General features: G+C 37.8%; 15 protein-coding genes. All 15 read right to left on the bottom strand.

What is annotated here, in order from left to right:
- Positions 1–355: sugar phosphate nucleotidyltransferase (locus KHQ24_RS20595; RefSeq protein WP_211777441.1), on the bottom strand; the 355-nt coding region annotated here is incomplete at its 3' end.
- Between the two features lie 226 nt (positions 356–581).
- Positions 582–1,988: an NADP-dependent phosphogluconate dehydrogenase gene (gene gndA / locus KHQ24_RS20590; protein WP_004201522.1), complete on the bottom strand. Its 1,407-nt coding sequence runs from the start codon at positions 1,986–1,988 to the stop codon at positions 582–584.
- A 146-nt stretch (positions 1,989–2,134) separates the two neighbouring features.
- A complete protein-coding gene (locus KHQ24_RS20585; protein ID WP_032425759.1) occupies positions 2,135–3,574 on the bottom strand; it encodes a lipopolysaccharide biosynthesis protein in 1,440 nt (479 codons plus the stop codon).
- Positions 3,575–3,618: 44 nt separating this feature from the next.
- Positions 3,619–4,485: a glycosyltransferase family 2 protein gene (locus KHQ24_RS20580; protein WP_110028626.1), complete on the bottom strand. Its 867-nt coding sequence runs from the start codon at positions 4,483–4,485 to the stop codon at positions 3,619–3,621.
- A 50-nt stretch (positions 4,486–4,535) separates the two neighbouring features.
- Positions 4,536–5,501 (bottom strand): glycosyltransferase family 2 protein, encoded by a 966-nt coding sequence (locus KHQ24_RS20575; protein WP_004201526.1) that lies wholly within the window; start codon positions 5,499–5,501, stop codon positions 4,536–4,538.
- Between the two features lie 2 nt (positions 5,502–5,503).
- Entirely contained in the window at positions 5,504–6,589 is a 1,086-nt protein-coding gene (locus KHQ24_RS20570; RefSeq protein ID WP_004201527.1) for a glycosyltransferase family 4 protein, read from the bottom strand.
- A gap of 90 nt (positions 6,590–6,679) precedes the next feature.
- Complete coding sequence (locus KHQ24_RS20565) at positions 6,680–7,831, bottom strand: glycosyltransferase family 4 protein (RefSeq protein WP_061883681.1); 1,152 nt, start codon at positions 7,829–7,831, stop codon at positions 6,680–6,682.
- Positions 7,832–7,957: 126 nt separating this feature from the next.
- Positions 7,958–9,046, bottom strand: a complete 1,089-nt coding sequence (locus KHQ24_RS20560) for an EpsG family protein (RefSeq protein WP_225373812.1) — start codon at positions 9,044–9,046, stop codon at positions 7,958–7,960.
- Positions 9,047–9,130: 84 nt separating this feature from the next.
- Positions 9,131–10,162 carry a cellulase family glycosylhydrolase gene (locus KHQ24_RS20555; RefSeq protein ID WP_192137353.1) on the bottom strand — a complete coding sequence of 344 codons (1,032 nt, stop codon included), beginning with the start codon at positions 10,160–10,162 and terminating at the stop codon, positions 9,131–9,133.
- Positions 10,163–10,166: 4 nt separating this feature from the next.
- Positions 10,167–11,144 (bottom strand): glycosyltransferase family 4 protein, encoded by a 978-nt coding sequence (locus tag KHQ24_RS20550; protein WP_064160975.1) that lies wholly within the window; start codon positions 11,142–11,144, stop codon positions 10,167–10,169.
- 21 nt (positions 11,145–11,165) lie between these two features.
- Complete coding sequence (gene wbaP / locus KHQ24_RS20545) at positions 11,166–12,593, bottom strand: undecaprenyl-phosphate galactose phosphotransferase WbaP (RefSeq protein ID WP_032425761.1); 1,428 nt, start codon at positions 12,591–12,593, stop codon at positions 11,166–11,168.
- 85 nt (positions 12,594–12,678) lie between these two features.
- Positions 12,679–14,835, bottom strand: a complete 2,157-nt coding sequence (locus tag KHQ24_RS20540; protein WP_004201534.1) for a polysaccharide biosynthesis tyrosine autokinase — start codon at positions 14,833–14,835, stop codon at positions 12,679–12,681.
- A 16-nt stretch (positions 14,836–14,851) separates the two neighbouring features.
- Entirely contained in the window at positions 14,852–15,286 is a 435-nt protein-coding gene (locus tag KHQ24_RS20535) for a protein-tyrosine-phosphatase (RefSeq protein WP_004201535.1), read from the bottom strand.
- Positions 15,287–15,289: 3 nt separating this feature from the next.
- Complete coding sequence (locus KHQ24_RS20530; protein ID WP_004201536.1) at positions 15,290–16,423, bottom strand: polysaccharide export protein; 1,134 nt, start codon at positions 16,421–16,423, stop codon at positions 15,290–15,292.
- 145 nt (positions 16,424–16,568) lie between these two features.
- Complete coding sequence (locus KHQ24_RS20525; RefSeq protein ID WP_004201538.1) at positions 16,569–18,008, bottom strand: capsule assembly Wzi family protein; 1,440 nt, start codon at positions 18,006–18,008, stop codon at positions 16,569–16,571.
- Between the last annotated feature and the right edge of the window lie 341 nt (positions 18,009–18,349).

Genomic DNA, 18,349 nt, shown 5'->3' with positions numbered 1-18,349 from the left:
GGTTATTGATGATATGGTCGGCGGCGAGGACCAGCATCAGCGGGTCATCGCCGTGACGGGTGGCCTGAAGGGCCGCCAGGGCGATGGCCGGGGCGGTGTTGCGCCCGACCGGCTCAAGAATAATATTGTTCGACAGCTTGTTGAGCTGGCGCAGCTGTTCGGCCACCAGGAAGCGGTGCTCTTCGTTACAGATGACCATCGGTTCATGGATTTCAAGGCCCGAGAGTCGGGTGATGGTTTCCTGCAGCATGGAGTTCTGCCCGAACAGGCGGAGGAACTGTTTCGGGTAAAGCTCGCGAGACATCGGCCAGAGACGACTGCCGGTACCGCCAGCCATTATCACAGGAAGTAACATATTAATTTCCTTTAATTAAAACCCTGTTATTTAACACCCAGTAATTTACTGAGGCCAGAAGCAGATTAATATAGGCGTACAAGATAATAAATATGGCAAATTCTTAAAAAGGTTAAAAATTAGATATTAGAAATATTTTTAGAAAGGAAATGCTTAAGGTCAGGTTGCAACATTAAATATAAATTTAAAAACAGTCAGGCCAAATGGCCTGACTGTGTGAAGAAATTTATTCCAACCATTCTGTGTGGAATACACCTTCTTTATCAGTACGCTTATAGGTGTGCGCACCAAAGTAATCACGCTGAGCTTGAATCAGGTTAGCTGGCAGAACTGCGGAACGGTAGCTGTCGTAGTAGGCAATTGCGGCAGAGAACGTCGGTACCGGAATACCATTCTGCACGGCATAAGCCACGACATCACGTAGCGCTTGCTGATAGTCATCAGCGATCTGTTTGAAGTACGGCGCCAGCAGGAGGTTAGCAATGCCAGCGTTTTGCGTATAAGCATCGGTGATCTTCTGCAGGAACTGTGCACGAATGATGCAGCCCGCGCGGAAAATCTTAGCGATCTCGCCATAGTTCAGATCCCAGTTGTATTCATCAGAAGCAGCACGCAGCTGGGAGAAGCCCTGAGCATAGGAAACGATTTTACCGAGGTACAACGCGCGACGCACTTTTTCGATAAATTCCGCTTTATCACCGGCCGGTTGAGCCTGCGGACCACTCAGCACTTTCGATGCGGCTACACGCTGGTCTTTCAGCGAAGAAATATAGCGAGCAAACACGGACTCGGTGATCAGAGACAGAGGTTCGCCAAGATCCAGTGAGCTCTGGCTGGTCCACTTGCCGGTACCTTTGTTTGCTGCTTCATCAAGAATAACATCAACAAGGTATTTACCCTCTTCATCCTTCTTGGTGAAGATATCTTTGGTAATATCGATCAGGTAGCTGCTTAGCTCGCCTTCGTTCCATTCAGTGAAGGTTTGCGCCAGCTCTTCGTTGGAAAGTGCCAGACCGCCTTTCAACAGCGCATAAGCTTCAGCAATCAGCTGCATGTCTCCATACTCGATGCCGTTATGAACCATCTTCACATAATGGCCAGCACCGTCAGCACCGATATAGGTCACACATGGCTCACCATCTTCAGCAACTGCAGCAATCTGCTTCAGAATCGGAGCAACCAGCTCATAGGCTTCTTTCTGCCCACCAGGCATGATGGAAGGCCCTTTCAGAGCCCCCTCTTCACCACCGGAAACACCGGTACCGATAAAGTTAAAACCTTCGGCAGACAGCTCACGGTTACGACGGATGGTGTCCTGGAAGAAGGTGTTGCCGCCATCAATGATGATGTCGCCTTTGTCGAGGTAAGGCTTCAGGGAATCGATGGCGCTGTCGGTGCCAGCCCCGGCCTTCACCATCAACAGGATACGGCGTGGTGTCTCGAGGGATTCAACAAACTCTTGTACTGTATAGTAAGGGACCAGCTTCTTGCCTGGATTTTCGGCAATCACTTCTTCGGTCTTTTCACGGGAGCGGTTGAAAACGGATACGGTGTAACCACGGCTTTCGATGTTCAGCGCGAGGTTACGCCCCATCACGGCCATACCGACAACACCGATTTGTTGCTTGGACATTACATACTCCTGTCAGGTCTGATCACAGCAAAAACGTATATGGTGTAACGTTTATGTTACCTTACTATGGTTTTGTCGCAAAGCGTAAGACTCTTTGCTATAGAAAAATAATGCATGCAATGCATGCAATGTAAAATCTTATCAAATTACACAGTTTTCCGTTTCATACGAGCTAAGAACATCCCTCTAAAATACGCGGAGAAAGTAAGGATTGCAAAAAAATAAAACACCGCCCCAAGTAAGGAAAACATTATAAGCAAGAAAGCACTATCAATATTTCCCAAGGGATAATGCGAATGGACCATTGACAATAAAAAAATCATTACTGCGACAGCAATGAAAATAGGGAATATTGCTTTAACCAAAGAAAAAAGTGTATCATTAATAATCTTCATTAAAAGATACATAACAGGAAAGAAATTTAGTATGTTTGCAATCATATAACACATAGCAAAAGTACTGATATCATAATGAACACCGATCAAAAAAGATGAAACTTGTAAAAAAGCACCTATAATGCCAAGCTTTAATAATACATCAGTTCGACCTTTTGCCATGAAAACAGATCCTGAAGTACTGAGAACAGATTGTATAATCGCAGTGGGTGCCAGCCATTTAAGAATATCACCTGTAATATGCCATTGCTCACCAAAAACAATACTTACAAAAGGTTTACTATAAAATGCCAACCCACTCATGAGCGGCGCAGTTATCAATAAAATAAAGAAAACGCAATTTATGTAAATTTTAGAAATCTGAAGGTTGTCGTCTTGTGATTTACTAAGAATAGGATATAAAGAGCGTGCAGCAACAAATGTTAAACTTTGAAGTGGGAAAAGCATTATCCTGTAGGCTAAATTATAACTACCAAGAATTGTGGCATTCATGAATTTACCAATCATGAAGCTATCTGTATTTCTGGAAAAATAGTTTATAAAATTGAACAAAGATAAATTAGCGCTGAATGAAAATATTTTCTTTAATTCATCACCATTTATGATGGTTTTAAACGATGGACGCCAAGATGATGCAACCCAAAACTGAATTGCAGACATTAAATTTAGTACAATTGCCTGAAAAACTAAACTATATACACCAAATCCAAGATTCGCCAATACAATAGCGACGATCACAGAAACTGTAGATGATGATACTTCTATAATGGAGATTTTCTTGAATTGAGACTCCCTTTCCAGAAGTGCAAGATGAGCCGCTGCGCAACTTGATAAAGGAAAAACCACGCTTAGAATTACCAGTACATAAAATAGTTTATCTTGGTGATATAAACTCGCAATAAATGATGATGAACCAAGAACTATAATACATAATCCGACACCCATTATTACATTAAGCCAAAAAACGGTGTTAACCAAATTTGAGGTTAACTCTTTTCTCTGTATTATTGCAGCGGAAGTTCCCAAGTCCCGTAATAGAGTACCTAGATTAATCACTACCATTGCCATCGCCATAATACCATACTCAGCTGGAGGAATTATTTTCGCCAAATAAACGACATTAATTAGCTGAGCTAAAATCTTAAATGCTTGTGAAAAAAAATTCCACTTAGCATTATTTAAAAGTGACATTTAAGTATTCCATCAAAAAAGAGAATAAATTATCAAAGCAAACTTTAAGTTCTAGGATGCTTACCCCTTATAAAGACAGAGAATATATGATAGACATTTTTAAAATTTACATTATAAATTTCAATTAAGATGGCCTTTGCCAAACCAGCAATTAATCGAAAGTGATTTTTTGAATAATATTTTATAGAGAGAACTTTATCATACAGCCTTTCACGATAACGCCACTCCGTCATCTTTTCCGACGTGGACGATAGCAAATGGAATATTTTTCCAGTCACCATAGCCTTGATAACTACATTTTGTTTCTTCAACCTCTCAATCCTACGAAACAAACTAAGATCAACACCGTATAAGGCAAATCGCTCATCAAACAAACTCAAATTATACTTATTAAACTTATCTATCAATGACTTGTATATTATTAATCCTGAACCGATAGAGTAAAAGTAATTATCTTGCGGAAAAATAAATCCTGCCTCATAATCCCCCAACTTAACACCTCTAGGATATGTAACTCCACCAGTTGTTTTATCAATTATCTGGGGGAGCAACAAATCAACTTTTTCATCAATCATTGCAAAGTTTTGAGGCTCATCAAAATAGTCACGTTCGAAACTACTATCATCATCAAAGAATACATATTTATCGTAATCACTAACTGAAAGACATTCATTATAGATAACACTTAATGGTCTATTTTCAGTATAATTAAAAAGTTTAACATCGTTATTAGGACGACTTAGAAAAGGTGCACACTCATCATTCAATGTTACGATACTAGGGCCATTATTGACTACAAATAACGTTGCGTTTTCAAGAGAGGAATCATTTATAGAATCTATTGTCAGAGAATCTACAATTTTTTTATTATATAAAATAACAACAACTAACGTTCTATAAGTATTGTACATGTTTGTTACACCTAGTATGGACTGAAAATCATCTCAGTTAATAGCGAATGTTATTTTAAGTTATATAAGTCACGACTACCAAAAATAATTTTCAAAACATTTTTGGCCTTTGACAATTCCATACGTCTAATTCTGTTAAAAAAAGTAACAAATAGCGACAAATATACAGGAAGAATAGATGCAGGATAGTATTTTTTAGCAATCAGAATACGATTTCGAACCCAAAAATAATCAGAAAGAATACCTTTTTGAGTCGAGGCCCCTTCCTTATGATAAACTATGCTTTCGGTAGCACAGTAAATACGATATCCCAGATTTTTCGCACGTAAACAATAGTCAATTTCTTCATAGTAAAGGAAATAATCTTCACACAAAACTCCAATATCATTTAATGCTTCAGCACTAATAAGCATTGACGCCCCTATTACATAATCTATGGAGTTTGATATCACCTCATCATCAAACTCTATGGTAGCGTTCTCGTTTGCTTTATAATGATATGAAGAACAAAAAAGAGGATTAAAGACTCCTCCTAACCCTTGCAATTTATCCCTCTCAGAGAAATATACCAACCTGGAACCACATATACCGATTTTTTTATCTTTAGAAAACGCCTCTTTCATTTTTAACAAACTATGAGGATCAACTTCTGTATCATTGTTAAGCAACCATACATAACTCATGTCATTTTGAGAAAGAGCAAAATTGATTCCAACATTATTACCACCTGCATACCCTAAGTTTTTACCAATATTAATCAAATAAATTCCACTGTTATTCGTTGTTTTAATAGAACTAAAGTTAACAGGTAAATCTATTTTATTGATTGGAAAATGCTCCTTTAAACCTTCCTTTAATTCATTATGCCAATTCATTATTTTTAATACTGAACCATCAGAAGAACCATTATCGCAAATTACTACCTTAAATTTCTCCTCTTGAAGTTCTAAAAGAGAATTTAGACAGGACAAAGTATCAAGAAGACCATTCCAATTCAGAACAACTATATAAACCATTTTTATTCCTTAGCGAGTTTTATTACCGCTGCCCAAAAATCGGCAATTGACTCTTTACTATATTTTTGAGCTATAGCGATTGCATTAATCCTATCTTCAACCAGCAAATGTGGCTGGTTCTGATACTTTTTAAAGGAAGCATTTACGCTTTGTATATATTCATCTTCAGAAAAAACATTAATCTTTAAAGTACTATGACCGAGAATAATACTTGGCCCATTATGATCTGTACATAATGGTATGCAACCACATGCCATCGCTTCTATCAATACCATCCCAAATAACTCTTCCCAAAAAGGAGTCCTCTTAGATGGTAACAATATAAAAGTTGATTCACGGTAAAGATCAGCAAGCTTATTTTTATCTTTAATAAAATTATATACATTAACATTGCTAATTTCTCTAGCCTCAATTTTTACATGTTCGCTCAGAGGCCCTTCGCCTACAATAATAAATTCGACTTCAGAGTTTATTTTTGCAATAGCTAGTAAATCATCAACGCCCTTTTCTTTTACTAATCTACCGACAAAAATAGCTTTTAACTTGTCATTTTTATTTTTGGTTTTGACATTAAAAGTCGAGGGTTCATAACTATGGTAAACTACTACAATCTTAGATTTATCTATATTAAAATTATCAACCAATTGTTGTTTTACTGTCTCCGTTACTACAGCAAATGAATTAACTCTATGCTTTAGAAAGAAAGACCACCATTTAAGAATTAGCTTTTTATTAAAGCTATACTGTTTAGGGTATTTTGAACCATCCCATTTGGTCCATGATGTATGGTAAATCACATGAGAATATTTAAGTATTCGATTAAAAAAAAACACCCTATAGTCAATAGGGGCAATACCTATAATTACGGTTTCGCCTTTAAGAAGTCTAGGGAACAAGAAAAAGGAAAATAGTAAAAAAAAATCCCTAATAGCTTTTAAAATGAATTTTTGATTTCTTTTCTTGACCCCAGAAAAAATCAACTTTAGCGTTGAAAATTCATAATAACTCAAACGAGTGTTATATAATTCAGCAACCTTTGTAGCACCAATATAGTGCGAAGGTTCTCCATACTCATGTATGATTATCATTATCACTCCTGCAAATATGAAAAAATGACTGAATGGAACAATCAAAAGTAAGCATCGAACCGATGATGTTTACAAGAATTGATTTAAAAATTAATATTCAATTCTTTTTGCTTCATTAAAACCATCCCATTTTTTATTAATATAATCATTTATCTCTGCCTGAAAACGCTCATTAGAAAATCTTATTGCATTAGATCGACAGTCAATAGGTAAAATTTTATGGGATATTTTTTCAAATTCTTGTATTGCATTTATAATATCTGCAACCTTTTGGTTATCAAAGAAAAGCCCCGTTGGATTCTGCACACCGTATGGACGAATAGTCTCTAATACCCCCCCTTTTCCAAAGGCAATAACCGGAGTACCACAGGCTTGTGCTTCAACAGGAGTAATACCAAAATCCTCCTCTGCAGCAAAAACAAACGCTTTCGCTTTACTCATATGCTCAACAAGGGTTTTATTAGATTGGTAGCCAAGTATATGTATATTTGGTGTTGCTTTGGATTTTATTTTTGCCATCTCAGGCCCATCACCTATTACTATTAATTTTTTATCAGGCATGTGACTGAAAGCTTCAACTATTAAATCCATTCTTTTATAAGGCACAAGCCTAGATGCCGTTAAATAATAATCATCTTTATTATCATATAATTCAAATTTATTAATATCTACCGGTGGATAAATAACATCAGCTTTTCGTCCATAAACTTTATTTATCCTTCGAGCAATAAATTTTGAATTAGCAATAAAATGATCTACGCTATTAACAGTTCTTACATCCCAAATTCTAAGTTTATGTAAGATCCATTTTGCGAGTAACGCCTTTGCTCCTGAACTTAAACCTGCTTCTCTTAGGTACTGATGTTGTAGATCCCATGCATATCGTATCGGGGAATGAACATAACTAATATGCAATTGATCAGGCCCAGTCAAAACTCCTTTTGCTACAGCATGACTACTTGAAAGAATTATATCATGTTTCGAAACATCAAGTTGCTCAATAGCTAATGGCATAAATGGAAGATATGTTTGATATTTTTTCTTTGCTTTAGGTAGTTTCTGAATAAATGTCGTCGTAATAGTTTTATTATTAAATTGCTGTCTATGCTCATCGGAAAGAAAATCCACCACAGAGTATAAATCTGCCTCAGGGAAAACTTTTATAAACTCTGCAACAACTTTTTCTGAACCAGCATATGTAATAAACCAATCAGCGACAATTCCGATATCAATTTTTTTCATAATTTATTTCACATATTAATAGTAAACAATAATCAGCTTAATTGTAATAGGCAATGTCATGTATAAGCATCTGTTTAATTGAAGGTTTTTCTGGTCGTACACATATGAGCTACTGATAAGAAATAATCAATAGCATCTCTTGATTACGCCATCACCAACTCCCGTTAATTGTACCATTTCACATCGAATGCTTATTTTATTCTCAATTTCAGATTTACTATCAAATATAGTAGCCGGTGAAGTAGATATTTTCATGTAGCTACTTATAAAGAAAGGAATGGTTGACATTATGAAAATAATTAACAAAAAAATAGTCTTATAAGCATACAGATATCCTTTCTTGCTCTTGGACTCAAAATAATTATCAAGTCCCATAACGATGAATGGAACAAAATAGTAACCAAATCTTACTAAAAACTGAGCCATTTTAGTTAACAACAAAAAATAAGTTGAAAGTACAGCCCAGAGTATCTTTTTGCTTTTTTGCTGCTTAAATATAATAATACTTATGATCAATAGCGCCAAGAATACATAACTTTGTTTCTGTTGAAGCATATATAGAAGAAATGAAAATCCATTATTGCCGAGTAAACTACTATAGTCTGAAACTTTATCACCTATATATGGTATAAAGCTAATAATACCAGGAGAAGATAGTACAATTAAAAGTGATGCTATAAATAGAGTAATGAATATGACATTTAGTTTTAATCGTCTCTCATTATCAATAAAGATAAGATTATAAAGTAGTGCAGTTAAAGCTGACACATGGAAAAATGATGCCACAATTATATAAGGCAGGATTTTCCAAGGGTATTCTTTGTTTGTTCTTGATAAGCCTAGTAGAATAATTCCCAGAGCAATTCCTTGGCGAAATTGCTCTGAAAACATATAAAAACCTAAAAGTGAAAACATACAATAAAAGGCAATCATTGGATTATTCATTTTTTTACAAAACGAATAACAACAATAATATATGAACAGATAAATAATAAAAACAAGGTACTTGAAAGGAAAGTCAAATGAAACGAACAACTTCATTAAATAAAACAAACCAGGTTCGAAGGGCAAAGTTGTTGTATATATACTGTCATAGTAAAAATCATTATAATTTATCCAATCATAACCATAACCAAACGTCATAGAAAAGAATAAGGCGACAAAGGGGAATGACACATAAAACAATTTCTTTTTGGATATAAAAGAGAAAACCATCAATATAAACGATGTAATTATAAAATACATGACTTACGCCTATGCAATAATGAGTTAATAAAGCGTTAAGCTCCGTGTATTAAATCACTTCAGCTCATTACGATTAACTTCAAATTCCTTTTTGAGACACAAGTAGGACTGCTTTGGTGACCAATCATAGTTTAATAATCCGAAATGGACTCCAGTTGACCTAACTATCCCGTCATCTTTAAAATCATAAATATATAATGCTTTGATGCCGTGAGCTTTTGCATCTCTTATTGCTTGTATGATGTTTTGGCATTGTACTTGAGGGGTAACGCCATCTTTCTCTCCTGCCACTGTACTCCATCCAATCTCCGTAATATATAATGGTTTACCATTAAGTTTTTTGTTTTGAGTAACCAAACTTACCGAATATTTTAGATCATTTACATATGTTTCGTATTTATTATGGGGTTTTGGCTTATAGGTTGTATAAGGGTGTATTGCAAAAGCGTCCGTATAATCTTCAATGCCTGAATCAAGATATGTTCTCATTGAGTCATCATTACCGATACCCAAATGCTTATCGAAGGCAGCCGATGAGAAGGCAGAAGTAATAACAGTTGAGTTGGGATTGTTTTTCTTAATTATTGGATAAACACTTCTTACTAATTTCTGATAATCAGCATTATTACCTGGTGACGTACCACCTAAGGATGAATCCCATTCATTCCAAACTTCATAGTAATTTACTTTATTTTTAAAATGAGCTGTCAAAAAATTCACATAATTACTGAATGCAATTCTAGACTCGTTATCTGTCGGTTTATCACCATTATTATAATTTTTATTGCCATATTCCAAAATTACAAGTGGTTTCATATCATTTTTAATCATTTCGTCAACTGCATAGTCCCATTTTGCAGGGATTTGGTACTGTCCTTTTTTTTGCTCAACCTCCGACCAAGGCATATCTAATCTTAATGATCGAATACCAACGTCAACGGACATATTAATCGTTTTAGTTATATTCTCTTCAGAGTCATGGAGAATATGAGCATTTACTCCTAGCAAAAAATCATCTGCATAGCAATTGATTGCTGCCGTCACTAAAAAAGTGAAAAAGAATACATTTAAACCATTCGACTTCATAATGTCACCTAAAAATGTTATTTATTCTGTTAACCGCGCCATCCCATGTATACTTCCTGATCTGTAACAATCCTTTTTTTTTCAATTCATCTTGCAACTGTTTATTATCTACTAAAGCTTCTATTCCAGATTTCATTGAGTCCAAACTGGTTGGGTCAATATAACATGCTGCTTCACCCGCTACTTCTGGAAGCGATGTAATATTTGATGTCAAAACAGGTGTCCCACAAGCCATACTTTCAATTATTGGCAAACCAAACCCTTCATATAACGAAGGAAAAAACAAAAAAATCGCTCCTTTATATAGTGAAGCCAGTGTCTCTTCTGAAACTTTACCAACGAATTTAACCCGTTCCAAGGCATTATTTTTTATAAGAAGGTCTGAAATCGCTTGAGTACTTTCTCCCGTAAGAATTAGTTGCACTTTCTTATCTATATCAGCACGTAAAAATGCATCGATTCCATTAATTTCATTTTTATGAGGTTTTCGATTACCAACCATGAAAATATATGGCCTTTCGTTTTTATAAGGGGTGGCATTAATATTAAATGCTTCCGAAACACCATTATTGACTACAATTACATCATTTGCATTTCTTCCTGACCACTCAACAATTCTTTTTTTTGTAAACTCAGATACTGTGATTACTGATTTAGCTTTTCTACATGCCCTTTTCAATATAAAATTATAATATAGCCTTTTCAGTTGCGATGAGTTACCCGCAATATCAATATGATTTAAATCATGTACCGTTATATAAGTTCTTGACAGAAAAAAAAGAGGTGAATTATATCCAGGAGTGAAATAAGCTTCCTTATTAAATAACAAATATAATGTTAATTTGAAACAGTCAAATTTCCCAGCAGGATTTCCTTTAAGATTTATTCTTACAAAATTATCGTTGGCTTTGAAAATTTCTTGAGCAAATCTGCCAATCCCATGTTGGCCAAACCAGCGCGAGTCGAAAATCACTTTATCCATTTCACTGTCCTTATTCATCATTTAATAGGCACCATCTTTTTTCAGGACAACATTTATTGTTTTAAATAGTATTGCAATATCGTTCCACATAGACCAGTTCTTTACATACCAAGCATCCAGATATACACGTGTATCATAATCCACATCACTGCGCCCACTTACCTGCCACAGTCCAGTCATACCTGGTTTGCTAAGTAAGTAATAGCCTACCTCATCATTATATCTTGACAATTCTGCTTTTATTATTGGACGAGGACCTACTAAACTCATTTCGCCCTTCAAAACATTAAATAACTGCGGTAATTCATCCAAGCTTGTTCTTCGTAGAAAATTACCAATTTTAGTTACTCGTGGATCATTTTTTAATTTAAAAGTTTCATTCCATTCATTTCTTGCTAACTCATCAGACTCTAATAATTTATCGAGAACTTCTTTGGAGTTTATAACCATCGAGCGAAATTTTAGACATTTAAACGCAACTCCATTTTTCCCAATCCTTTCATGTCCATATATTGCTGGACCACCATCTTCTTTAACTTTTCTACTTATATAAAAAAGCAAAGGCGATAGAATAATTATAATTGTTAATGATGCAAATATATCAAAAGTGCGTTTTATTAATCTTGAAGACCATTTTGCTAAATTTTGCTGCACTCGAAATATCATTACTTCATGACTAAAAATAAAAGAAAGATCAGTACTGTCTAATGGAACCCCTCTAAGCGTAGGTATAACTGAAACATAGCGATACCCTTTTATCATAAACTCTCTTAACCAAAAGTTCCTTGCATCACTCTGATGAGATTCTACTGCAACAATAAACTGGGTTCGCTTGTCCATCTTATCTAACCAATCTTTTTCTACTTCACTGATTTGTATGCCTTCAATTCCTTCATTGTTCTCATCATCCGATTCTACAAAAACAAAACCAACTACCCGAAGACCTAAATTATGTTCGCTGTTTATTGCGATAAATGCATCCTTAGCATTTTTACCACTTCCGATAATCCATGTATCACGTAACCAATAACCACATTTGTTCAAAATCCATTTTGTTCCGACGCGAGCCAATGGCACAAACGTAGCAGCTAAAACCCACGTTAATAACCACACATATCGTGAAAAATACCATTTAGCAAAAGCCATTACGGCCATTTCAATAACAGCAAAAATTACTAATGTTCGCAAAATTTCTTTTAATTCATACCAAAAGGTTTTTCTGTAGAAATAATGACGGAGGCGTATACCATACCAGGCTACGCAACATAATCCCAATAACCAATGCAATGTCGCCCAACTTTCAATCTGATTTTCAGGTACTCTATTTTCAAAATCCATCAGAGTAACAGAAAGTATGGCCAATGAAAGATAAAGTGAAAAAACAAAACTGATGAAGTCTGAAGCTGCCAAAGACATACTACAAATAATATTTTTTGCAAAGCGTGTCATACTTTCCTCTGCTTAAATATTAGCATTGTTAAGTTTCCTTACAGGCTATGTATAGGATTGGCCCGTTACACGGGCCTGAGTTAATTTATTTCTTATCAGTATATGAATAGCCATAGTGATTATAGCCATAACTATAATAGCTACTTGCTTTTCTCACGACACCATTCAAAATACATCCTTTAATTGCAATACCACTTTGTTCAAATCGTTTGATACTGACCGAAATTTCTTTTACAGTATTTGACTCAAATCTTGCAACCAGTAATGTTGTTCCAGCATACTTTCCTATTATTGCAGCATCTGTAACAGCAAGGATTGGTGGTGTGTCAATAATAACCAACTCATAATTATTTGTAGCCCAAGTTAGAAGATTTTCAAATCTTGGATGCATCAGTAGTTCGGCCGGATTAGGTGGGATATTACCACGACTTATATAATCAAAACCTGCATTTTTAACAGTAGTAACAACATCTTCAATTTTTTTCTGACCTGAAAGGATGTTGGATAAACCAGCACTTTCACTAAACCCTAACATTTTATGGACATAGCCTTTTCGGAGATCTGCATCTATAAATAATATTTTTTTACCAGTAGATGCAATGATTGCCGCTAAATTTGTACTAATGAATGTCTTACCAGCATTAGGACTTGCTCCAGAAATCATTAATACATTATTTTTGGCCTCCATCATTGCAAAATGAAGACTTGTCCGTAAACTCCGTATAGCTTCAACTGCAAGATCTGCTGGGTTTTCTATAGCAAGAAGTGCATCTGATTCATTTTTGCGCCGTTTATTTTTACCAACATTTTTAGTTAACCACTCTGATACAGGGACACTTGCATAAACGTTAACCCCCATATCTTCTAATTGCTCTGGAGATTCAATGCCTCTTCGTAGAAATACATTTAATAGAACTAAACCTACAGATACCAGTAAGCCTAAGAATACGCCTATTGCCACAATCATTAGTTTTTTAGGTTTAATAGGTTTTGGTTCTGTTACTGCATTATCGATTATTCGTACGTTACCAATAGCGCTAGATTTTGCAATACTTAATTCCTGCTGCCTATTGAGCAATTGCATATAAACAGCTCTACCAGATTCGACATCTCTACTCAATCTCAATACTTCTTGTTGAGTGGTTGGCATATCACTTACTTTTTTATTCAGCTTATTTTTTTCCTCTTGTAATATTTGTCTTTTTTCAATAAGCGCTTTATAAGTGGGGTGTTCTTTTTTATATAACTGCGAAATCTCGGCTTCTCTAAATGTTAATTCATTCAATTGATTGTCTACGTTAACTATTTGACTTAATACCGAGCGGGCTTCCATAGACAAATCGACAGAATCCTTCATTTGTCGATAAGCGTTTAATTTATTTTCAGCAATATCTAAGTCAGAGCGAACTTTTGGTAACTGCTGATTCAGAAATTCCAAACTCTTAGCATCTTGTGCAGCCTGTCTTGCGACGTTTTGTGCTAAATAATTTTGACTAATACTATTTAGTATATTAGAAATTAGAGCTGGGTCATCTCCTGAAAGCATTAACGTTAGCATACCTGTATCTTTTCCTTGATCGGATACGCTTAATACTTCCTGTAGATCATTAATCGCTTTTAAACGTGATCTGTATATAACATTAAATTTGGTCCCTGGTTCAGCCTTAATTTCATTGACTAATATTGAGATATTTTTATCTTCAAGTAATTCGCCAACTTTACCATGAACTGTAAAATCATCTCCTGTTATTTCATATTCCTCATTATCTATAACTGTGAGAATAACTTTTGGCGCATCTGCATCATCTGAACCAGGAAGATATAATCTTGTTATACTAATTTTCCCATTACTTTCACCTAGTGCACGGGCTAAGCCACGTCCGATGATTGGAAAATATTTTTGCTTTACTACAGTTTGCAAATCAAGATCAGTTACCGTCTTACCAAGGATCATTCTTGATTGTAATAAAGCAATTTCTGGAGCTGATTGTGGTTGCGCATCTGGTAGCATCTGAGTCAAGCTGTTAAGAATGGCGTTTCCTTGCTTTTGCTCTACTTGAATCAAAGCGTTAGCTTGATAAATTGGCGTAGCCAAAAGTGCATACAAAACAGCTAATACTGTAAATGCGGATGTAACAGCAATTATTAGTTTGCGGTGATCAATTAACTCCCCGATTAATCTTCCTATTTCAATTGCATCAGAATCTGTGGTAGGAGAGTTATTTTTTATAACTGAAGTCATTAGTATTTTCCTGATCTTATCTGTCTAATTTATCAACCCAACTATTACTGCTCTGGACAATGAGTTCATATACTGACTCGAATGCTTCGTCACTTTTCTTATAGGGGTCAGGAATTTCTTTCTGGTTTAACCAGTGCCCTAAAAGCATTGTCTTTCCACGAACTTCTGGCGCAATATTAGTTACTTGTTCTAAATGATAATGTTCCATTACCAGTATGAGATCATATTCTCTTCCTAACTTCGAAGTGAACTGTTTCCCTTTATGTCCATCAAGTTTTATATCATGTTTCTCTGCAACTCTAATTGCAGATTCATCTGCTGGATGATCAACCAGCGCAGCTACCCCTGCTGAATCGATTTTCTTGTTTATGAAGAGTCCACGAAGTATTCTCTCAGCTATTGGGGAGCGGCAAATATTTCCTGTGCAAATAACTAAAATTGAATCAAACATATATCACCACGTCCTTATAAATTTCCCGGTTTCTGTCATATCATGAACACCTGTAATTGTTGGTACAAGTTGTGATATTACACGGTTCCAACGAACCAATGGAGCGGTGGTAACATAAACAATATCATAAGGTTGCAGATGGAATTCAGTACCTAACACCATAGCGGATGCATCTTGTGCATTTAACTGATAAATATTTGCAATCTTTCCTTGTTTGTCGCCTTTCAATTGCCGGATAACGAACACACCGGTCGCATCACTCATTTCTTGTGAAATTCCTTCAGCATTACCTAATGCTTCAGCTAAAGTCATACCACTACGGTCCATCTTCATGGTTGCTTGTTTACCAACCTCACCCATAACAAAGACTTTTAGATCATCATTACGCGGAACAAATAAAATGTCGCCCGGGTATAAAAGATGGTTTTGTGACAAATCTCCTTTTTGCATTAAGGCATAAAGTGAGATTTTTGTATCTTTCCCATTATGCGTTAGCACAACGTTCCGCCAGTCAGCCTCAGGCCCCAGTCCACCAGCATTATTGATCGCATCCATCACAGTTAATGGAATATTCGTAATCGGCTGCTGGCCTGACTTCATAACTTCGCCAGTAACATAAGTTTTCTGCGATCTAAAGGCAGCAATACTGACGTCAACCTGTGGGCTTTCGATATAAGTGGTTAAACGGCTGGCTATATCCTGGCGTACCTGGCTTAATGTCTTGCCTGCCACCTGCACCTTACCGATATATGGATAAAAAATGGTGCCATCGGAGTTTACCCAGTTACCGGTATCGCTGGCGCTGCGGTATTGCCCAGCAGGAGTAGTCAATTCCGGGTGATCCCATACAGTAACCATCAGTACGTCACCTACCCCAATGCGATATTCATAGCTACGAAGTAAATTATCCAGCTGCGGGTTTGGACGAGCAAGAACGGTCTCCGGACGCAGTTGATCGATTAGGCCGGGAGTCATAGGGTAAACATTAACCAGCTTATCCAGATCGTAGTCGCTGTCTGGTAGTTCAACCACATTCTTACGCAGGCTATTTAATCCCTGCCCAGGAATAATCGTACAACCCGATAAAAACCCAATTGCCAACGCTAATGCCGAAAATCTAACAAGTTTTTTCTTCATAATGTCACATCATCAGTAAATCAAAATTTGCCAATTCCTGAGCAGCTGTCATAGCCGTTACTTCCCTGCCGGCTTGTGGAAAGATAAAAGCTGACTGCGTCCTGCAGCGCTACCACCCTCTCTCCCCTGTTTTCAGCATTCAGCCTTATAAACTAAACGGTATTTCTATCCCTGCGCTGGCCCCAACGTCGTCGCTGTCGCTATTGTTAGCGTTGGTGTACCACAGTGAGGTATTCAGACGAACCGACTGATAAACATCTCCGCTCCACCCCAGCTGTACACCTTTTAGAGTATCCGCATGAGGGAACGCTTTGTTGATCAACTGATTCTCAGGGTTAACCTTCGCGTATACTAAGCGCGTGCTCCAGCGCTGGTTATCCTCCGTAATAAGCTCAACCTTTCCGGCGATGAGTTGACCATCCCCACCCATCGCATCACCCAGCGGATAGCCCTGCTGGTAATAACCATCGGTATAGATATGATGGGTATAGCTGTAATTGGTTCGGCTCATATTGGTGCGCGTGTCATGTGCTTCCACGTACCAGTTAACAGCATCCTTACCCCAGCCGTGGTGCCCTTCCACCCCTCCCAGGAACATATTAGACGATGGAAGAAAACCCGACTCATCCTCACCGATCATCTGTCCGTAGAAGCTTACCGGCCAGCCAAGCGTCGGTTCCAGTTTGAACTTAAAGTCAAAACCGGCCAGTTGATTGCCCGGTTCATTAGGATCATTCGCGGCGGTATTATCTTTACCGGTTAAACCATCCCAGAAGTTGCTGAGTGATTCAGGGCGCCCTTCCCCGCCCCACTGCATAATACGCGACGCACCTAATTCTAATGACTGGAACGGCGTGAAGGTAAAGCGTCCGCCGATAATTTTGGCATGAGGTACCGCGGTATATTGATTCATCTGGCTGGCGGAGATCTGGTACTGCCATGGACCCACCCAGCGTAACCACCAGGTCTCTGGAGCCGCCTGCTCTGCCCGCTGCATCAGGAAGCCGGTCATCGGCCGCATTGCATCCCCACGGATCAGGCTGCCTTCATACCCGGGCCCCCACCACTGGGGTACCTGGCCAAAGGAGAGCCACTGGTTCCAGAACTTCACCGCACCGTAGGCGCCGTTGGCGTTGAAGCGCGATCCGTTGCTGATCCGTTCCCCCCCTTCGACGTTGCCCTGGAGATGGACATCCCACCACTCGCCGCTGTTATTAAACGCCAGGCCTAACGAGTTATCTGCCGACTGCGTCTGACCAAACCCCTGCGGAGTGCCCGGTTGGTCGGTTGAGGTGTAGCCGGTGACCCGGAAATCGGCTTTTAACGCTGACAGTCGCTGATTGATACGAGCCAGCACCACTTGCTCAGAAGAATAGGAAGGTTTGGCCTTTTTTAGCGCCCGGGCGATCTCTTCCTGACTTAGCGGCCAGGTCGACAGGCTCAGATGGATGACCCCCCGATCGGAAAGCCAGGCAAGGTCGTTACGCAAGTCATTGTCATTTACCACTAACCCGGCCGCGTAAGCCTGGGCTCCCAGTGAGGAAAGCAAACCCAACGTCACGGCAATGCGCGCAATTTTTATCATTGTACAAGATCCATTTTCAGCCCCGCTGTCGTATCTCAATGAGAATGAGGGGAATACCAAGATAGAAAGCGCTCGCGGCACCAGCTGACTTCACTGTGCAACACCGGCGAGGCAAGTACAGTTACCCTAAGCTGCTTGTAACCCTTATAACATCCACCCAGCTCACAATGTAGGCGAATTTTACCCTACAGGCTATCGATGAGACGGGAAAGTTGGTTTAAAGGTGATATCAGCAGCCGCTCCTGACCCTTTTTGAGGATATTTGATAAGCATCATAGATATCTCATCGCGTTAATCACCCAGAGAGTGTCGATTTTTATAGCCGTTCAAAGAAGGTGTTT

The sequence above is a fragment of the Klebsiella sp. 54 genome, from assembly GCF_018223875.1.
GTDB lineage: Bacteria > Pseudomonadota > Gammaproteobacteria > Enterobacterales > Enterobacteriaceae > Klebsiella > Klebsiella quasipneumoniae.
This window is presented reverse-complemented; position numbering and strand designations above follow the sequence as displayed.

Excerpts from the sequence above, each read along its gene's own strand:
- gndA (WP_004201522.1), bottom strand. The coding sequence starts at position 1,988 with ATGTCCAAGCAACAAATCGGTGTTGTCGGTATGGCCGTGATGGGGCGT.
- KHQ24_RS20585 (WP_032425759.1), bottom strand. The coding sequence starts at position 3,574 with ATGTCACTTTTAAATAATGCTAAGTGGAATTTTTTTTCACAAGCATTT.
- KHQ24_RS20580 (WP_110028626.1), bottom strand. The coding sequence starts at position 4,485 with ATGTACAATACTTATAGAACGTTAGTTGTTGTTATTTTATATAATAAA.
- KHQ24_RS20575 (WP_004201526.1), bottom strand. The coding sequence starts at position 5,501 with ATGGTTTATATAGTTGTTCTGAATTGGAATGGTCTTCTTGATACTTTG.
- KHQ24_RS20570 (WP_004201527.1), bottom strand. The coding sequence starts at position 6,589 with ATGATAATCATACATGAGTATGGAGAACCTTCGCACTATATTGGTGCT.
- KHQ24_RS20565 (WP_061883681.1), bottom strand. The coding sequence starts at position 7,831 with ATGAAAAAAATTGATATCGGAATTGTCGCTGATTGGTTTATTACATAT.
- KHQ24_RS20560 (WP_225373812.1), bottom strand. The coding sequence starts at position 9,046 with ATGGTTTTCTCTTTTATATCCAAAAAGAAATTGTTTTATGTGTCATTC.
- KHQ24_RS20555 (WP_192137353.1), bottom strand. The coding sequence starts at position 10,162 with ATGAAGTCGAATGGTTTAAATGTATTCTTTTTCACTTTTTTAGTGACG.
- KHQ24_RS20550 (WP_064160975.1), bottom strand. The coding sequence starts at position 11,144 with ATGGATAAAGTGATTTTCGACTCGCGCTGGTTTGGCCAACATGGGATT.
- wbaP (WP_032425761.1), bottom strand. The coding sequence starts at position 12,593 with ATGACACGCTTTGCAAAAAATATTATTTGTAGTATGTCTTTGGCAGCT.
- KHQ24_RS20540 (WP_004201534.1), bottom strand. The coding sequence starts at position 14,835 with ATGACTTCAGTTATAAAAAATAACTCTCCTACCACAGATTCTGATGCA.
- KHQ24_RS20535 (WP_004201535.1), bottom strand. The coding sequence starts at position 15,286 with ATGTTTGATTCAATTTTAGTTATTTGCACAGGAAATATTTGCCGCTCC.
- KHQ24_RS20530 (WP_004201536.1), bottom strand. The coding sequence starts at position 16,423 with ATGAAGAAAAAACTTGTTAGATTTTCGGCATTAGCGTTGGCAATTGGG.
- KHQ24_RS20525 (WP_004201538.1), bottom strand. The coding sequence starts at position 18,008 with ATGATAAAAATTGCGCGCATTGCCGTGACGTTGGGTTTGCTTTCCTCA.